Origin of the sequence: uncultured Acetobacteroides sp. (assembly GCF_963667355.2) — a bacterium.
Classification (GTDB): domain Bacteria; phylum Bacteroidota; class Bacteroidia; order Bacteroidales; family ZOR0009; genus Acetobacteroides.
Map to the genome: position 1 here is coordinate 925936 of NZ_OY763328.2, position 15245 is coordinate 941180.

Annotated in this window: 16 protein-coding genes; 5 read left to right on the forward strand and 11 right to left on the reverse strand. The window is 51.7% G+C overall.

Annotated features, from left to right (window positions below; genetic code table 11):
- Window positions 1-46: 46 nt before the first annotated feature.
- A complete protein-coding gene (locus ACHZA1_RS03795) occupies window positions 47-1018 on the forward strand; it encodes a hypothetical protein (protein WP_320053905.1) in 972 nt (323 codons plus the stop codon).
- 25 nt (window positions 1019-1043) lie between these two features.
- Window positions 1044-1601 (forward strand): ferritin family protein, encoded by a 558-nt coding sequence (locus ACHZA1_RS03800; protein WP_320053906.1) that lies wholly within the window; start codon window positions 1044-1046, stop codon window positions 1599-1601.
- Between the two features lie 479 nt (window positions 1602-2080).
- Here the strand turns inward: ACHZA1_RS03800 and ACHZA1_RS03805 are convergent, their stop codons facing one another.
- The 6 genes from ACHZA1_RS03805 to yihA all read right to left on the reverse strand — a co-directional run bounded on the left by ACHZA1_RS03805 (window position 2081) and on the right by yihA (window position 6029).
- Complete coding sequence (locus tag ACHZA1_RS03805) at window positions 2081-2632, reverse strand: DUF4924 family protein (RefSeq protein ID WP_320053907.1); 552 nt, start codon at window positions 2630-2632, stop codon at window positions 2081-2083.
- On the reverse strand, window positions 2629-3042 hold the full coding sequence (locus tag ACHZA1_RS03810; RefSeq protein WP_320053908.1) for an RNA-binding S4 domain-containing protein: 414 nt from the start codon (window positions 3040-3042) through the stop codon (window positions 2629-2631). The genes ACHZA1_RS03805 and ACHZA1_RS03810 overlap by 4 nt, the downstream gene beginning before the upstream one ends.
- A gap of 5 nt (window positions 3043-3047) precedes the next feature.
- A complete protein-coding gene (pth, locus tag ACHZA1_RS03815) occupies window positions 3048-3611 on the reverse strand; it encodes an aminoacyl-tRNA hydrolase (RefSeq protein ID WP_320053909.1) in 564 nt (187 codons plus the stop codon).
- A gap of 79 nt (window positions 3612-3690) precedes the next feature.
- Window positions 3691-4296 carry a 50S ribosomal protein L25/general stress protein Ctc gene (locus ACHZA1_RS03820; RefSeq protein ID WP_320053910.1) on the reverse strand — a complete coding sequence of 202 codons (606 nt, stop codon included), beginning with the start codon at window positions 4294-4296 and terminating at the stop codon, window positions 3691-3693.
- Between the two features lie 104 nt (window positions 4297-4400).
- Window positions 4401-5345, reverse strand: coding sequence for a ribose-phosphate pyrophosphokinase (locus tag ACHZA1_RS03825; protein WP_320053911.1), 945 nt, complete (start codon window positions 5343-5345; stop codon window positions 4401-4403).
- Between the two features lie 75 nt (window positions 5346-5420).
- Entirely contained in the window at window positions 5421-6029 is a 609-nt protein-coding gene (gene yihA / locus ACHZA1_RS03830; protein WP_320053912.1) for a ribosome biogenesis GTP-binding protein YihA/YsxC, read from the reverse strand.
- Window positions 6030-6219: 190 nt separating this feature from the next.
- Between yihA and ACHZA1_RS03835 the strand changes: the two genes are divergently transcribed.
- The gene (locus ACHZA1_RS03835; protein ID WP_320053913.1) at window positions 6220-6912 is read left to right on the forward strand and encodes an HAD family hydrolase; all 693 of its coding nucleotides are present in this window, start codon (window positions 6220-6222) and stop codon (window positions 6910-6912) included.
- A gap of 417 nt (window positions 6913-7329) precedes the next feature.
- On the opposite strand, the gene ACHZA1_RS03840 is transcribed toward ACHZA1_RS03835, so the two are convergent.
- The 3 genes from ACHZA1_RS03840 to ACHZA1_RS03850 form a co-directional block, all read right to left on the reverse strand.
- Window positions 7330-8073, reverse strand: a complete 744-nt coding sequence (locus tag ACHZA1_RS03840; RefSeq protein ID WP_320053914.1) for a hypothetical protein — start codon at window positions 8071-8073, stop codon at window positions 7330-7332.
- Between the two features lie 98 nt (window positions 8074-8171).
- Entirely contained in the window at window positions 8172-8900 is a 729-nt protein-coding gene (locus tag ACHZA1_RS03845) for a LytTR family DNA-binding domain-containing protein (RefSeq protein ID WP_320053915.1), read from the reverse strand.
- A complete protein-coding gene (locus tag ACHZA1_RS03850) occupies window positions 8897-9937 on the reverse strand; it encodes a sensor histidine kinase (protein ID WP_320053916.1) in 1041 nt (346 codons plus the stop codon). Before ACHZA1_RS03850 ends, ACHZA1_RS03845 begins: the two co-directional genes overlap by 4 nt.
- A gap of 277 nt (window positions 9938-10214) precedes the next feature.
- Here ACHZA1_RS03850 and ACHZA1_RS03855 point away from each other — a divergent pair, with 277 nt between their 5' ends.
- Together ACHZA1_RS03855 and ACHZA1_RS03860 are read left to right on the forward strand one after the other, a co-directional pair.
- Window positions 10215-11129, forward strand: a complete 915-nt coding sequence (locus tag ACHZA1_RS03855; RefSeq protein ID WP_320053917.1) for an ATP-binding cassette domain-containing protein — start codon at window positions 10215-10217, stop codon at window positions 11127-11129.
- A 93-nt stretch (window positions 11130-11222) separates the two neighbouring features.
- Window positions 11223-12017 carry an ABC transporter permease gene (locus ACHZA1_RS03860; protein ID WP_320053918.1) on the forward strand — a complete coding sequence of 265 codons (795 nt, stop codon included), beginning with the start codon at window positions 11223-11225 and terminating at the stop codon, window positions 12015-12017.
- A gap of 190 nt (window positions 12018-12207) precedes the next feature.
- On the opposite strand, the gene ACHZA1_RS03865 is transcribed toward ACHZA1_RS03860, so the two are convergent.
- Complete coding sequence (locus ACHZA1_RS03865; protein WP_320053919.1) at window positions 12208-12999, reverse strand: DUF4249 family protein; 792 nt, start codon at window positions 12997-12999, stop codon at window positions 12208-12210.
- On the reverse strand, window positions 12996-15206 hold the full coding sequence (locus tag ACHZA1_RS03870; RefSeq protein ID WP_320053920.1) for a TonB-dependent receptor domain-containing protein: 2211 nt from the start codon (window positions 15204-15206) through the stop codon (window positions 12996-12998). Before ACHZA1_RS03870 ends, ACHZA1_RS03865 begins: the two co-directional genes overlap by 4 nt.
- Window positions 15207-15245 lie beyond the last annotated feature (39 nt).

Consider the following 15245-nt stretch of genomic DNA (forward strand, 5'->3'; position numbering starts at 1 on the left):
TAAAGCTGAAGATTTAACCGTTCGGGTTTATAAGGGAATTCAAACTATGAAACACCTACTTGTTCTTACTCTAGCATTTCTATGCCTTACACCTTGCTTTGGTCAAATGATTGACCCTCTTGACGAATCTAAAACTCGCGAAAAGAACCAGGCGAATAAGATTCACAAGTCAATTCAATGGAGCTACAAGTACCAGAATGGCAAGCCATCCTCCAATGGGACTATTAGCGTTGTTACATTATACAACGCACAAGGATACCCCACAGAGGTTACCAACTATAATTCAGGAAAAGCATCCACCATACAGAAGTACTCCTACGACGTCAAGGGGAATAAATCGTTTTTCACCAACTTTGATGTTGACAAGGACACAACCGTTTACTCTGTTTCGTTCACCTACAACTCCGAAGGGCAACTCGTTCGCGAGGATGGATACGATGGACTATCTCCATACCACATCGAATACCACCACGATTCCGCAAAGCAGGTTACCAAGATCGTCAAGTTCGATTCTAGAAAAATCGTAGAGGAGTCATGGGACTACAGCTACTCCGATACCGTATGCAACATCAGCATAACCAAAAAAGGCAAACTCACCTACAGACAGCGAATTGTTAAGAACGGCAAAGGGCAAAAGTTGGAGGAGGTAAAGTACGACGCCATGAACAAGGAGCTCAAGAAGACGCTCTACTTCTACTCCGCCAATGGGCAAATCGACAAGCGCGACGAGTACGTTGGGGGCAACAAGCGCTACACCCACCAGTACATCTACGATGCCGACAACAAGCTCATCCAGGTAGTTCAAAAAGAGCCATCCGGGAAGTTATTCCCCTACAGCACCTACAAGTACGACAGCAAGGGCAACCTGCTACAGGAGCAGTGGAGCGAGAATAAGGGTGCCGAGTACTCGAAAAAGGAGTCTACCTACGATCAAAAGGACATCCTAAAGGAGGTGGATACCTACTACGCGCCCTACGAGTACCAGGTGCTGTACAAGTACACCTACGAATTCTACTAGTATAACCCACTTCAACACAATTCTAATGAGCGTAACCAAGAGCGTTCTTACTGCTCAAAAGGAAGAAATAACCGGCTACACCATCTACAATAAGCTGGCGGAAGCGGAAAAGGATCCGCACAACGCCCAGCTTTTCCGCGATATCGCCCAGCAGGAGCTGAGGCACTACAACGCCCTTAAGGATATCTCGGGGGTCGACATCGAGCCCAACAGATGGAGTACGTTCAGGAGCTACTTCATCACCCGAACGCTGGGGCTCACCTTCGGCGTAAAGCTGATGGAGAAGAACGAGCAGAGCGCCCAAAAGGCCTACGCCGAACTCGAACCCCTCTACCCCTTCGTCGCCCAGATACGCGAGGATGAGGAGAAGCACGAGCACCAGCTCATCGACATGATCAACGAGGAGAAGCTCAAGTACGTGGGCCGATGGCGAGGAGGATGCGCTGAAGTCGGCCACCTACACCGGCATTGCCTACCTGATTACCGTAGCGCTGCTGGTGGCGCCCTACCTGCTGCTCGACAGCGGGCTGATGGCCCTAGGCTGCATGATTGCCATTGCCATCTTCATCATCTTCATCTTTAACTACTACACATTTCGATTGCGAAGGATCTCAACTTCAGGAAGCGCTTCCTCGAAATGGCCATCATCAGCATCTCGGTGGCCGGATTCTCGTTCCTTCTCGGATTTGTGCTGAAGCAGCTCCTAGGGGTAGACGCCTAGCCCAGCTTCACATCATAAAAGATAAAAGAAAAGCGCGAGCCACCTTCCGGGTAGCCCGCGCTTTTTTTTTGGTCCTTATCTTTTGAAGCTCGTAATTACGTGCTCGGTAGTGGAAAAGCAGCTGTAATTCTACAACATTGCAGCAACAATAGCAGAAACACCTTTGTAATTCTACTACATTGCAACAACAGTAGTAGAAAAGCATTAGTAATTCTACAATATTGCAGCAACAGTAGTAGAAAATCCTTAGCAATTCTACAATATTGCAGCAACAATAGCAGAAAATCCTTAGCAATTCTACTACCTAGCGGCAACAGTAGCAAAAAACATCCTCAAAGAGACTAATCTTCCTTAAACGAGAACTCCCCTCTTTCGAACTGGCCAAACTTTTTGGCCAGGTAGCCCACCATTTTGGCGATTTCGGCAAACGATTCGGCCGTTTGCTGCGAGATCTCCTGCTTCTGCATGCCCAAGAGCAGCTTGGAGTAGAGCGCGTAGAAGCAGTACTCCATGTCGTTGGCCAGCGGCTGGGGCACCTTCTCCCTGAAGGAGACAAGGGCCGGTGTGGCGTTAAAGGTCAGCATGCGGTAGGTATCCTCGCCGGGCTCCTTTAGCAGGCGCTGGTGGAAGTCGTGCAGCTCGCCGATAAGGTAAAGGGTGATGGACGGAAACCCGCGCTGCTCCTTGCCCTCCTCGCGGATAATCTGGCAGTAGTCGCGGTACCACTGCAGCTCGGCCACGGCCTCCGCTTCGGGCAGGCCTAGGGGATCAATCAGCAGCTCGCGGATGCGACCCTCGTCGAATTGAATCGAGCGGAGCAGGTCGGTGAGCTGCCACATGAAGAGGATGTACTCCGCCACATTCTCCTTGCGCTTTTGCGATGATAGCTTCATTCGTCGGAGCCCTCCCTGCCCCAGTAGTAATTTTCCATTAGGTCGTCAATCTCGCGGCGATCGCGCTTGGTTGGGCGCCCGGTTCCCCTATCGCGCTGCACGAAGATCACGGTGCGATTCATCGTCAGCTTTTCGAGCTCCTCCTCGGGGGTAAGGTTCTCGGCGTAGAGGTACACGCTCTTGGCCGGCTGCCGGTTGGCAACAAGCGCCAGCACCTTAAAGGTGTACACCACGGGCATCTTCTTCACCCCGATGATGTCGTTCACCTTCACGTCGCGCGAAGCCTTGGCCTGCCCCCCGTTGATGGTTACGCGCCCCAGCTTGCAGGCATCGGCCGCATCCGTGCGCGTCTTAAAGGCGCGGATGGACCATAGCCACTTGTCGATTCGTACAGAGGTTACTTCTGCCATATCGGCTACTTTTTGTTGTAAAAGTTCATCGTTCGCGCCAGCCCAATGGTGCCAAAGCCCTTGATGGCCTCAACGCTATGGTCGATGAGCGCCGGAAGGAGCTTCTCCTCCTCCTCGGTCCAGCGGCCCAGCACGTAGTCCACCTGCTTGCCCTTGGCAAACGCATCACCAATGCCGAAGCGCAGGCGGGCGTAAGCTTGCGTTCCCAGTATCTCGTTGATATGCTTCAGTCCGTTATGGCCGCCATCGCTTCCCTTTTCGCGGATGCGGATGGAGCCCATGGGCAGCGCAAGATCGTCAACAATAACAAACACGTTTTCGAGCGGAATCTTCTCGGCCTGCATCCAGTAGCTCACGGCCTTTCCGCTCAGGTTCATGTAGGTCGATGGTTTCAGCAGGATGTACGTTCGCCCCTTAAGCTTCGCCTCGGCCACATCGCCGTATCGCTTGGTGGTAAAGGTTGCATCGGCCGCCTTGGCAAAGGCCTCCACCACCTTAAAGCCTATGTTATGGCGGGTATTTACGTACTCATCGCCAATATTCCCTAGGCCAACAATTAGGTACTTCAACGCTATAACAGTTATACTATAGAAGAAAGGCGTTAGGGGATAATACTCCTAACGCCTTTTATCGAATAGCGGTTAATTACTATTTCTTCTTCTTACCAGCTTGTTGAGCGGCAAGAGCAGCAGCTGCAGCAGCACCACGAGCGGCACGAGTCATCTTAACAGCACAAACCACGGTGCTCTTTGGGTTAAGAAGGGTAAGGTTAGGATAATCTAGCTCGCCAACCATTACAGTCTTTCCAAGGCCAAGGTTGGTGATGTCGATATCAAGCGTATCAGGTAGATCCTTAACAAAAGCCGAAACCTTAATCTTACGAGTTGTAAGAGTTAGCTTACCACCTTGCTTAACACCTTCCGAGCTACCGTTAAGCTTAACGGGAATCTCGATTACCACTTGCTTATCCTCGGTTACACGGTAAAAGTCGATGTGAAGGACCTTGTCGCTAACTGGGTGAAACTGAATTTCGCGGATAACAGCCTTCTCGCTCTTACCATCGATGTTTAGGTCGATAATGTAAGCGTTTGGAGTGTACAGAATGTCCTTAAGTTCCTTCTCAACTACGGTAAAGTTGATGTTTCCGCCATTACCGTAAAGGTTGCAAGGAGTAAGCGCATTACGACGAATGTCCTTAGCACCTTTCTTTCCAAGTTCGCTACGAAGAGCGCCCTTAAGTTCGATGTTTTTCATGTTACTTTGTTTTATTGTGTTACTCAGAGCCTAACTCGGCTCCCCATCACACCTTCAACCAAATAGAGAAGGCTGATATTTTGAGATTGCAAATATAGAAAAAACTACTGAATGAATGTCGAGCTAATCGACCTATAGTTGTACACCTTATCAATTACATCGGCAAAGTGGTCGGCTACGGTGAGCACCTTGATCTTCGAGGTGTCAACATCGGTACGAAGCGGAATGGTATCGGTAACGCACACCTCAACCAGCGCCGACTTGTTGATACGATCGTAGGCAGGCCCCGAAAGTACGGCATGGGTTACTACGGCACGAACGCTCTTTGCCCCCATGCTCATCATCATATCGGCAGCCATGGTAATGGTACCTGCGGTATCAATCATGTCGTCGAAGATGATCACATTCTTACCCTTCACGTCGCCAATCGCGGTCATGTGGCCTACAACGTTGGCCTTTTCGCGCTGCTTGTGGCAGATAACCATAGAGGCATCCATGAAGCGCGAGTAGGCATGCGCACGCTTTGCTCCGCCCATATCGGGTGCAGCAACCGCAAGATCATCGAGGTTGAGCGCCTTGAGGTAAGGCACAAAAATCGAGCTGGCATAAAGATGATCAACAGGAACATCAAAGAAGCCCTGAATTTGATCGGCGTGCAGGTCCATCGTCATTATACGATCTACACCAGATGCGCAAAGCAGGTTGGCCACCAGCTTGGCCCCAATCGAAACGCGAGGCTTATCCTTACGATCCTGACGAGCCCAACCGAAGTAAGGCATTACCGCCACCACGCGGTGTGCCGAAGCACGCTTTGCAGCGTCAATCATCAGGAACAGCTCGAATAAGTTGTCGGTTGGAGGAAAAGTAGATTGAATAATGAACACGGTGCACCCTCTGACGCTCTCGTCGAGGGATGGTTGGAATTCGCCATCGCTAAAGTCAGTGACGGTAGATTTTCCCAGATCTATTCCGAAGCTTTTGGCAATCTTTTCGGCTAGATAACGTGAGTTTCTTCCGGCGAAGAACTTAATCGTATGCTTTTGGGCCATTGGAGGGTGATTATGTCGTGGTATTTAATTTGACAGCGCAAAGGTATAAAATGAGCGCAAAATTTGCGACCGATGCTACTTATTTGTGTTAACAAGTTCTATGCACTCATCGATATAGGCCAGCAACTCATCGCCCCCCTTACGCTTAGAGCTCGACGTGTAGAACATCGGTGGTAGCTCCTCCCAGCTTTGAAGCAGCGTATTGGCATACTGCGACACGTTATCCTTTAGCACCTCCACCCCAATCTTATCGGTTTTGGTGAACACCAGGGCAAACGGAATACCGTGGGTTCCTAAAAGCGTGATGAAATCGAGGTCGACCTTCTGAGGCTCGAGCCGCGAGTCGATCAGCACGAAAAGGCAGGTTAGCTCATCGCGAGCCTCCAAGTAGGCGGTGATGATGTCCGAGAAGCCCTGCTTAACGCTCTTCGATGCCTTGGCGTAGCCGTACCCCGGAAGGTCTACCAAGTGCCAGCCTCCGTTAATCAAAAAGTAGTTGATGAGCCTAGTCTTACCTGGCGTGCCCGACACCTTGGCCAGTCCCTTCTGGTTGGCTACGTAGTTGATTAGCGACGACTTTCCGACATTCGACCGCCCAATAAAGGCAAACTCTGGGAGGGTTTGTGGGGGGCATTGCGAAGCCTTTTCGGCGCTCTTTACAAAGATGGCACTCTTTACCTGCATACTGCTTATTTTTGTGCAAAGATAGGAATTCTAAGCAGTTCGCCATTACCGAAAGAAGCGAACCGGGAGCTTCGAAGGCCAGCGAACGAAGATTTCTTTAGGCCAAACCGCCTTGAATGCTGCTAGACCTCCAAAAACACCCTGCTCTCTACCCCGCTTTTTCCTACCTTTACGGCAAAATCTAAAATTCATGCCGCTAAAAGTAATCGCCTTTGATGCCGACGATACGCTGTGGGTTAACGAGCCCTACTTTCGGGAAACTGAGATGAAGTTTTTTGGGCTACTCGACCACCTGCTGGAACCGCACGAGATAGAGCGCGAGCTGCTTACTACCGAAGCAAACAACATTGCCCTATACGGCTACGGCGTAAAGGCCTTCACCCTATCGATGATGGAGACGGCTCTGCGCATCTCCAACGGGTCGCTCGAATCTAAAGTCATCGCCCGCATCATCGAGCTGGGCCGTGAGCAGCTGGACCACGACGTGGAGCTAATTGACGGCGTTGAGGAAACCCTAAAGGCGCTCTACGACCAATACCGCCTGGTGGTTGCCACCAAGGGCGACCTGCTCGACCAGGAGCGCAAGCTGCGCAAGTCGGGCCTGGAAGGATACTTCCACCACGTTGAAATCATGTCGGAAAAGGCTCCCGAGGACTACAGCAAGCTGCTCAACCACCTCGACGTGCAGCCCGAGGAGTTTCTGATCGTGGGCAACTCGCTCAAATCGGACATCATTCCGGTACTCAAGCTCGGCGGCTACGGCATTCACATCCCCTTCCACACCCACTGGAGCCTCGACAAGGTGGACGTTAAGGTAGAGAGCCCCAAGTTCCGCGAGGTTTCCTCTATCCGTGAGGCGAAAGATGTTATTTGCGGCATGTAGCATGCGGAGCTGCCAAATGCACTCTATGAATGTTTAGCCGCATGTTCTAAATTGCCAAATGCATGCTCGGGAAGTCTAGCCACACGTTCTGAATTGCTAAATGCACACTCTGAATGTCTAGCCACATGTTCTAAATCGCCAAATGCATGCTCGGAAAGACTAGCCACATGCTCGGAATTGCCAAATGCATGCTCTGGAAGTCTAGCCACACGTTCTGAATTGCCAAATGCACGCTCTGAAAGTCTAGCCACACGTTCTGAATTGCCAAATGCACGCTCTGAAAGTCTAGCCACATGCTCTGAATTGTCAAATGCATGCTCTGGAAGACTAGCGGCGTGCACGGATTGAAAGAATACCCCCCAGATACCAGAAGAGGAGGCCCCTTGCGGAAAGCCTCCTCCTCGTATAGTGGTTACATTAGTCCTTTGCGTTGAGCAGCGCCTTAATCTTGAACTCCAACACGGTATTCCCCCAAAGGTCGTAGTTGTTGAACGGCTTATACTGAGGTATTACACCAGGTGCAGCATTAGGGAAGTCGTAGCCAACCTTTTTCATTATCTTTTCGGGACTATTGGTGTCAAACCCATAGTTGACGCCAACGAAAACGGTTCCCAGCTTTACCTCTAGCCCCAATGAAGCACCATAGAACAGGTTGGTTGCGCTAACCGTCTTGCTAAGCTTAGCGCTTGCGGTATTATCGCCATTTAGGTATTGAAGCCCTACCTTCCCCATCACGTACAACTCCACCAACTCTGGGTAAACCGTTACGTAGTACTTTGGAGCAGCATAGAAGTTCACCCCCTTATTGTTCGACTTCACACTAGCGTATGGTCGCCCGTTGATTTCCGTAAAATAGGTGTAAAAAGCCTGGTTCGAAGAGGGGACACTCTCTGTTCCTTTCTTGATAAACTCAGTATAGTTCAATCCGAACTCGAGGCCGAAGTGGTCGCGCAGCTCGTTCTTATCAACATCAACACCTGTAAAGCGGTACTCGTAGAATAGCCCGCCGTATAGGCTGTTAAACCCACCTTTGTTATTAGCGTCGCCCTTGGGGTTTACAATCGACATCTGAAGCCCCATGTTGTGCAGCTGGGCATGAGCCTTACCGGCGCCTAGCATCCCAACAATTCCTACCAAAGAAAAAAGTAATAATCTCTTCATCGCTATTTTTATCTTTTGCACAAATATAAGAAAAAACGGTTCTACAGGTAACAAACGAGACGGATGCCACTTTTATTGCGGAGCTAGGCCAAAATTGCCTACCCCTCTAGCAGCGGCAGCACCTCGTCGCGGTAGCTCTTGCCGATTGGGATAAGCTCCTCCCCCACCTTTACGGCATTCCCCTCGATGTACTCCACCCGGCCAGCGGCAATGATGTACGACTTGTGGATTCGCAGAAAATCGGGGCGGCACAGCTCGGCCTCCAGCCGCTTCATGGTATCGTGCGAGGTGATCTTTCCCTTGACGGTATGGATGGTTACGTAGTCGCCCAGCCCTTCTATAAAGAGAATTGTACTATGAGGAATCTTGTAGATGCGCTTATCGGCCTTAACGGCCAGGACGGCATTCTCGGTGGCGGATAACGGCTCGGGGACAGGCATCGCCGCTAACGCCACCGGTGCGGCACCCAGGCGTAGGCGATCGAGCGCCTTATTCACCGCCTTAAAGAAGCGCTCGAAGGGGATTGGCTTAAGGAGGTAGTCTACCACGTCGAGTTCAAAGCCCTCGATGGCGTACTCGGGGTAGGCCGTTGTGATGATCACCAAAGGAGGATTCCTAAGCGAGCGGAGAAAGTCGACCCCGGTAAGGGTGGGCATGTTGATGTCTAGGAACACCAGATCGACGCCCCCACCATTTAGGTACGGAACGGCGTCTATGGCGCAAGAGCACTTCCCCGCGAGGGTAAGCATGGGCATTTGCTCGATATACTTTTCCACCACGCGCTGGGCCAGCGGTTCGTCATCAACAATTAGGCAGCGAGCATTCATGGCTGTATGGTTATTTCGGAGGTGAATATACGATCGGTTGCCTGGTACGAAACGGCATGCCTTCCAGGATAGATCAGCTCTAGGCGCTTCGCCACATTATTTAGGCCGATGCGACCTCGCTCCCTATCGCCCTTGGTGGTGACGGCCGGATTGCACGGGTTTTCCGTATAAAACCGGATGGATTCGCCATCGGCATGCAGTCTCACCCCAATGGTAGCATTAGCACCACCGCAAAGCCCATGCTTGAAGCAGTTCTCCACCAGCGGAAGAAAGAGCAGCGGAGCAACCGGCTGCTGGTCGTCGTCAACCCGAACATCAAAGCGAACCTGGTTGCCCTCCGAAAGGCGAATCTCCTGCAGATCGATATACGACCGAAGAAACTCGACCTCCTTGCTCAGCGGCACGAAGGGCTGGTTGCACTCGTAGAGCACGTAGCGCATCAGCCCCGAGATCTTAAGGATGTAGGCGGGGGTTTGCGGCGAGGCATCCAGCGATAGCGCGTAGATGCTATTGAGCGCATTGAAGAAAAAGTGCGGGTTGATCTGCGACTTGAGCCCGGTAAGCTCGGCGGCCACCTTCTCGCTCTCAATGGAGGAGAGCCGCTCCCGCATCTCGCATACGGCCATCGAATCGGCCAGCAGCCGAATTATCGAGGTAACCAAACCTACAATAATCAGCAGCATCGTTAGCGACGAGGTCATTCCAAAGAACATATTATCGAAGTACCCTTGTGGGCGATACTTATTCACCCCGAACGTTTCCCCCAGGTGGAAGGAGGTCGCAATCACCAGGTAAATTAGCGCATAGTAGACCACCAGCATCAGCACAATATTGCCGATGTAACGCCACAGCTGGCGCCGATTGAGCAAGCGTGGGATAAGCGTAAAGTGGTTAAAGTATATGGGAATAATGGTGCTGACAGCAAATAGCAGCACAAACTTTTGGAACGAGCTTACGATTAGCAGCAGCGTCATCATCAGCAGGTGAGCTGCTACAACCAAACCATGCTGCCGGGCAAAGTGAACCACCTTTTCCATTCCGTTCTTTTTTTACACAAAGTAAGGGAAAATGGCGGCAAACGAGACTCCCTTTTCGACAAAAGCGCACCGCGCTGCGACGAACGGCCTCCACAAAAGCAAGTACGGCAGGCAGCAACCCTTTTAGCCGTTTGCCGCACCATCCTACTCATTTATCGAATAAAGTTGAAGAGCCGCTGGCAAAGCGTGATGTTTGCGATGGATTTGTAGGGCAACCATCGAGCAAAGCCTTACAGCAATCTGGGATCTAGAGTTTAAAATTAAACGTCGATAAAGTATGCAACCAATTGTAGAGTTAACCAACGCAACGTTCGCCTACCCCAACGGGGTGAAGGTGCTCAACCGCTTCTCGCTGCGCATTCCGCAGGGAAGCATCTACGGATTCTTAGGGCCCAACGGCTCGGGGAAAAGTACCACCATCCGCATCGTAATGGGCCTGCTTAAGGCGCAGGAGGGCGAAGTAACCCTCTTTGGGCAGCAGTACAGCACGGCCAGAATTCCGATCCTCTCGCGCATCGGGTCGCTAATCGACATGCCCACCTTTTACGAGCACCTTACGGCCTACAACAATCTGGAGGTAGTCCGCCTGGCCCACGACCTGCCCAAGGCGAGCATCGACGAGGCGCTGCAGCTGGTTGGCCTCAGCGCCACAAAGAGGCTAAAGGTGTCGGAGTTCTCGCTGGGGATGAAGCAGCGGCTAGCCCTAGCCATGGCGCTGCTGCCCAAGCCCGAGCTGCTGGTGCTCGACGAGCCATCGAACGGGCTCGACCCCAACGGCATCATCGAGATCCGCGAACTGCTGATCCGCATCAACCAGCAGCTGGGCACCACCATCTTCGTTTCCAGCCACCTGCTATCGGAGGTAGAGAAGCTATGCACCCACCTCTCCATCATCAACCAAGGGCAGGCGGTGTTCGAGGGCCCCATCGAGCAGCTCACAGAGCGCATTGCCACCCAAAAGCGGGTATGGTTTACCGTGGGCAGCGTCGAGGGCATCAGTAGCGTGCTCGAAAGGCCTCTGGAGATCCGGCAGAATGGCTCCATTAAGGTGGGATTTGAGTACGCCACCGACCAGGAAATTGCCCGCTGCAACCATCGGCTGGTCGCCAAGGGCGTGGAGGTATTCGGCATCCACAAGGAGCACCAAACCCTCGAGGAGATGTACATGAAGCTATTCGAGGATAGTAAATAGACGCAATTATCAAGACATTAGATGCAAAATGCCTTGAGCATGTAATCTTGCACAACTCAAATCGTTTGCCGCAAATCTAAAAACCGATCAACAATGAGAACCGCACTACAGCAATTCGGCGCTGCGTTTAAGGCCGAAACCATCAAGTCGAGGGGGACGGCCGCCTACTGGCTGACCTACCTTGGCCCCGTATTCATCCTGTTCATCTACCTTCTGGCCTTCTACTTCAAGGGGCACCTGATGCTTTCCCCGAAGGTAGATCCTTGGCTGCCCTTCATCACCCAAATATGGAATAGCGCGGCCATGGTGTTCCTGCCGATGTACCTGATTCTGCTCGCCAGCCAGCTGCTGAACCTCGAGCACAAGAACACCACCTGGAGACTGGCCTACACCCTGCCCCACAGCAAGCACGTAATCTTCTGGAGCAAGTTGGCCATGCTGTTTACGCTCAACCTGTCGGCCCACCTGCTCACGATGCTGCTCACCATTGCAACGGGGCTGCTGCTGGCCGTCATCAAGCCCGACCTCGGATTCACCCTGGCGGCCATTCCGTGGCAGCACTGCGCTGCGCTCTTCAGCAAGGTGTTCGTATGCAGCTTCGGCATCCTATCGGTCTACTACTACATCTGCTTTGAGGTAAAAAATCAGGTGAAATCCATGGGCATCGGCATCTCGCTCTTTATCGTAACCACCATTGTGGCCAGATGGGAGTACGCCTACCTGATCCCCACTTTCTACCCAATGGTAAGCGGAATGGAGTACCAAAAGATTGCAGCCGCACACGGCGGCCTCTTCGCCGCAAAGGAGCTGCTCACCGTAGGCGGGTTCTTCGTACTCTTCACCCTAGCCTCGTGGTACAGGGCCTGCACCAAGCGGATGGCGGTGTAAGATAATTGACAAGCTAACCTCAGGCAGCAGGGGCAGCATTCTTTTCTAGGGATGCTGCCCTTTTTTATATATTTAGCAGAAGATTCTGTACAATCTAAATATGTAAAGCATTCTTCCTCGCAGAAAATTTTACTACAAGGAAGCTCCTCCTCGATCTGCGGAGGGGCTTCCTTTTTTCGTGGCAGGCGCTCTACGGGTAAACGCTTCTCATCGCCCGCTTATCCTCCGCTACAACGGTAAACACCCCCACTCCTCCAAAAATGTTCGTCTTAATTGGCGTGGGGACGGTGTACAGATCGTGGTACGCCTCCAGCGAGCGGATGCACGTGTAGATGTATTCGTAGTACTGGCGCGAGATGTGCCACACCACCACCTTCACCGAGTCTCGCGGTATATTCTCCACCTCCAGATGCAGCGGCAACTCCTCCGTACGGTTGTCTCTCAAGTCGTAGATCCGGGAGTAGCGCCCTATCCACTTCTTCTGCAGGTATAGGTAGGCATGGAGCTGGAAGAAGCGGTCATCATCCCCGAAGGTGTTAGCAACGGTGGCATCAACGCTTACACCGTCAACCGCACATGCCCTTATCGCAACAGGCTTGATAAATTGGGCCTCGGCGGTTAAGGTATCGCCCCCCTTTCGGATGTATAGCCGCAGGCGACCGCTCTCGCTGTTAGGCAGCAGCACCTTGCTGGTGTAGTTAACCGTCATCTTGTCGTCGGCCCGGGTGTAAAACTGGTACTTAAGCTTGATGGTGTCGCCACCAAGCACAAAGCAGGCGAAGGCATCCTTCACGTAGCTCCGACTTACAACACCTTTCAGTTGCGAACTTTCGAGGAGCATCAGCTCCATGGGCATGCCAGGCCGCAGGATTGCCTCCACCACAAAATTTGGCTGCTGAGGCGGAAGCGTTACGCTCACATCCTCGCTCAGCTGGCAGCTGGCAAGCAGCAGAAGCCCCCAAAGTAGGATACGCGATTTCATAGCAAGAATTCAATCATAATAAAGGGAACCATTGGAAGCATCGAGCGCTTTTTTGTAACAAATGCTCTTTGCTTATTATCCAGCGGAACAGGATCGAAGTAGATAAAGTAGGGATTCGCCTGGTTGTAGGCATTGTAAACCCCAACGCTACAGCTAAACGAACCGTACGATCGAACCACAGAGTAGTGCAGCGCCACATCCAGCCGGTGGGCCAGCGGCAGCTGAAGGTTGTAGCGCGTGGTAAAAACGGGAACCAAATCTCCTCCCGAAGTAACGTAGATGGAGGTGGGAATGGTAATTCGCGTTCCACTCTGCAGGAACTGCGCCACCTGCAGCCTCAGCCTTCGGCTCAGCTGCAGGTTTGCCAGCAAATCTACCTTATGCGTAACGTCAAAGGGAGGATGAAACCAGCGCCCCTGGTTAATCTGAGCAAACTGCCTCAACGACTCACTAAACGAGTACGACGCCTCAACGCCTAACCAGTTCCCCTGATACGACACCGACAGCTCGGCCCCCCTCGAGGTCCCCCGTCCAACGGTATAGTAGAAGCCCTGGTAGAGCGGCTCGGGGTTCACAAAGTCAACCTGATTCCTCAGCTTGGAGTAGTAGGCCGATGCGGTAACCTGCGCCTGATCCCCCATCCGCACCTTCACCCCTGCGCTATAGTAGTGCGACTTCTGCGGCTTAATCTTGCCGCGGCTAGGGATAACCATATCAATGGGCAGGTTGATGCCCATGGGCTCGTAGAGATGATCGAACTGCTGGCGATGCGAGAAAGCGGCAAACACCGTTAAGGCAGAAGTCACCGGCGACTGCACGAAAATGCGCGGCGAGAAGTAGAACTGGCTCTGGTCGTAGTTCTCCATCCGCAGCCCACCTTTAAGTTGAAGATGCCGCCAAGGCCACACGTTAATGGCAGCATACCCGCCCCAGTTGCGATAGCCACCTGCCATGCTATCTAAAACCGACTCGTTCCCGTTAAACTCCCTAGAGTTGTTGCTTATTGCCGTTTGCATGTGAGCCGCAAAAACACCTGCATCAAACTGCAAGTCCTTGCCTACCCGGTATACCCCATCTAGGTTGAAATGATGTCGGCCTATACGATTAACGACCTGATTCCGTTCAACCTTAAGCAGCTTCATGGTAGTGTTGTAATGGCAATCGTCGACGCTGAGCTTAATGGTAAAAGCATCCGTCAGTTTCTTCTCCCAGCTGAGGGTTGCCATCGTATTTCCCCAAACCAGATCAACAACACCAAACCTCTCTTGCTTCAGCTTATCATCCGAGTAGTAGCCGGTTACTACAATCTTATCTTCTTTGGTTGGCTGAATGACAATAGAACCATTAATATCGTAAAGCCTGTAGTCTGGCAACCTATTGCTCCCGCTCTCGTTGCCATACTTTCGGTTGTAGTAGTTAGCAACAAGGTCGAAGTACGATCGGCGAGCAGCCACCATATACGACATCTTTCCCTTAACAGTAGGTGCTCGACTGTAAACATGCGAGGTAAGCCCGCCAATCCCAAGCATCAGCTCGCTGCTATCGGCCACCTGACTATTGCCCTCCATAATCAAGCAAGCCGATAAAAAATCGCCATACTTAGGATGAACATCATCATTCAGCAGTTCAACCTTGCTCAACGCTTTCGCATTTATCGAGGGGAAAATTCCAAGCGTATGGTTCGAGTTGAATATGGGGGCCCCATTGAGGAATACCTTATTCTGCGAGCTCGACAGCCCCCGCACAAAAAGTCCTGGATTAATCTCGTGGGCATGCGCCACTCCAGCCTTTTGCTGAAGCGTGAGGACAACATTGGCCTCCCCTAGTACAGGAATGGCCTGCTTGATATCAATGGAGCTTAACCCCAAATTCGTTCCCTTCCGTTCTGGGACAACACCTGCTATTGTTATCTCCGTTAAATCGTACGTCCTTGATGTCAAGCTAAACACCGGCAAGGTGCCGCCTGTTTTGACATTCGCAAACACTTGGGGTTTATAGGCAATGTGGGCAAAAAACAACGTCACTGCAGTTTTCCCCGAAACAGAGAAATAAAACTTGCCCAAAGAATCGCTGATGCAAGTTTCTCCACCATCAACATGTATGGCTACACCAGCAATAGGCTTTTGTGTTTGGGCATCAACCACAATTCCATCGGTACGCACCTGCCCAAAAGCAGAACTGGCCAATAGAATGATTACAAAAAACACGAATAATCTTGTAGTATAACCCATTTCTATATAATCGGG

What these genes read in the sequence shown, in the direction of transcription:
- ACHZA1_RS03795 (WP_320053905.1), top strand. Translation starts at nt 47, where the DNA reads ATGAAACACCTACTTGTTCTTACTCTAGCATTTCTATGCCTTACACCT.
- ACHZA1_RS03800 (WP_320053906.1), top strand. Translation starts at nt 1,044, where the DNA reads ATGAGCGTAACCAAGAGCGTTCTTACTGCTCAAAAGGAAGAAATAACC.
- ACHZA1_RS03805 (WP_320053907.1), bottom strand. Translation starts at nt 2,632, where the DNA reads ATGAAGCTATCATCGCAAAAGCGCAAGGAGAATGTGGCGGAGTACATC.
- ACHZA1_RS03810 (WP_320053908.1), bottom strand. Translation starts at nt 3,042, where the DNA reads ATGGCAGAAGTAACCTCTGTACGAATCGACAAGTGGCTATGGTCCATC.
- ACHZA1_RS03820 (WP_320053910.1), bottom strand. Translation starts at nt 4,296, where the DNA reads ATGAAAAACATCGAACTTAAGGGCGCTCTTCGTAGCGAACTTGGAAAG.
- ACHZA1_RS03825 (WP_320053911.1), bottom strand. Translation starts at nt 5,345, where the DNA reads ATGGCCCAAAAGCATACGATTAAGTTCTTCGCCGGAAGAAACTCACGT.
- yihA (WP_320053912.1), bottom strand. Translation starts at nt 6,029, where the DNA reads ATGCAGGTAAAGAGTGCCATCTTTGTAAAGAGCGCCGAAAAGGCTTCG.
- ACHZA1_RS03835 (WP_320053913.1), top strand. Translation starts at nt 6,220, where the DNA reads ATGCCGCTAAAAGTAATCGCCTTTGATGCCGACGATACGCTGTGGGTT.
- ACHZA1_RS03840 (WP_320053914.1), bottom strand. Translation starts at nt 8,073, where the DNA reads ATGAAGAGATTATTACTTTTTTCTTTGGTAGGAATTGTTGGGATGCTA.
- ACHZA1_RS03845 (WP_320053915.1), bottom strand. Translation starts at nt 8,900, where the DNA reads ATGAATGCTCGCTGCCTAATTGTTGATGACGAACCGCTGGCCCAGCGC.
- ACHZA1_RS03850 (WP_320053916.1), bottom strand. Translation starts at nt 9,937, where the DNA reads ATGGAAAAGGTGGTTCACTTTGCCCGGCAGCATGGTTTGGTTGTAGCA.
- ACHZA1_RS03855 (WP_320053917.1), top strand. Translation starts at nt 10,215, where the DNA reads ATGCAACCAATTGTAGAGTTAACCAACGCAACGTTCGCCTACCCCAAC.
- ACHZA1_RS03860 (WP_320053918.1), top strand. Translation starts at nt 11,223, where the DNA reads ATGAGAACCGCACTACAGCAATTCGGCGCTGCGTTTAAGGCCGAAACC.
- ACHZA1_RS03865 (WP_320053919.1), bottom strand. Translation starts at nt 12,999, where the DNA reads ATGAAATCGCGTATCCTACTTTGGGGGCTTCTGCTGCTTGCCAGCTGC.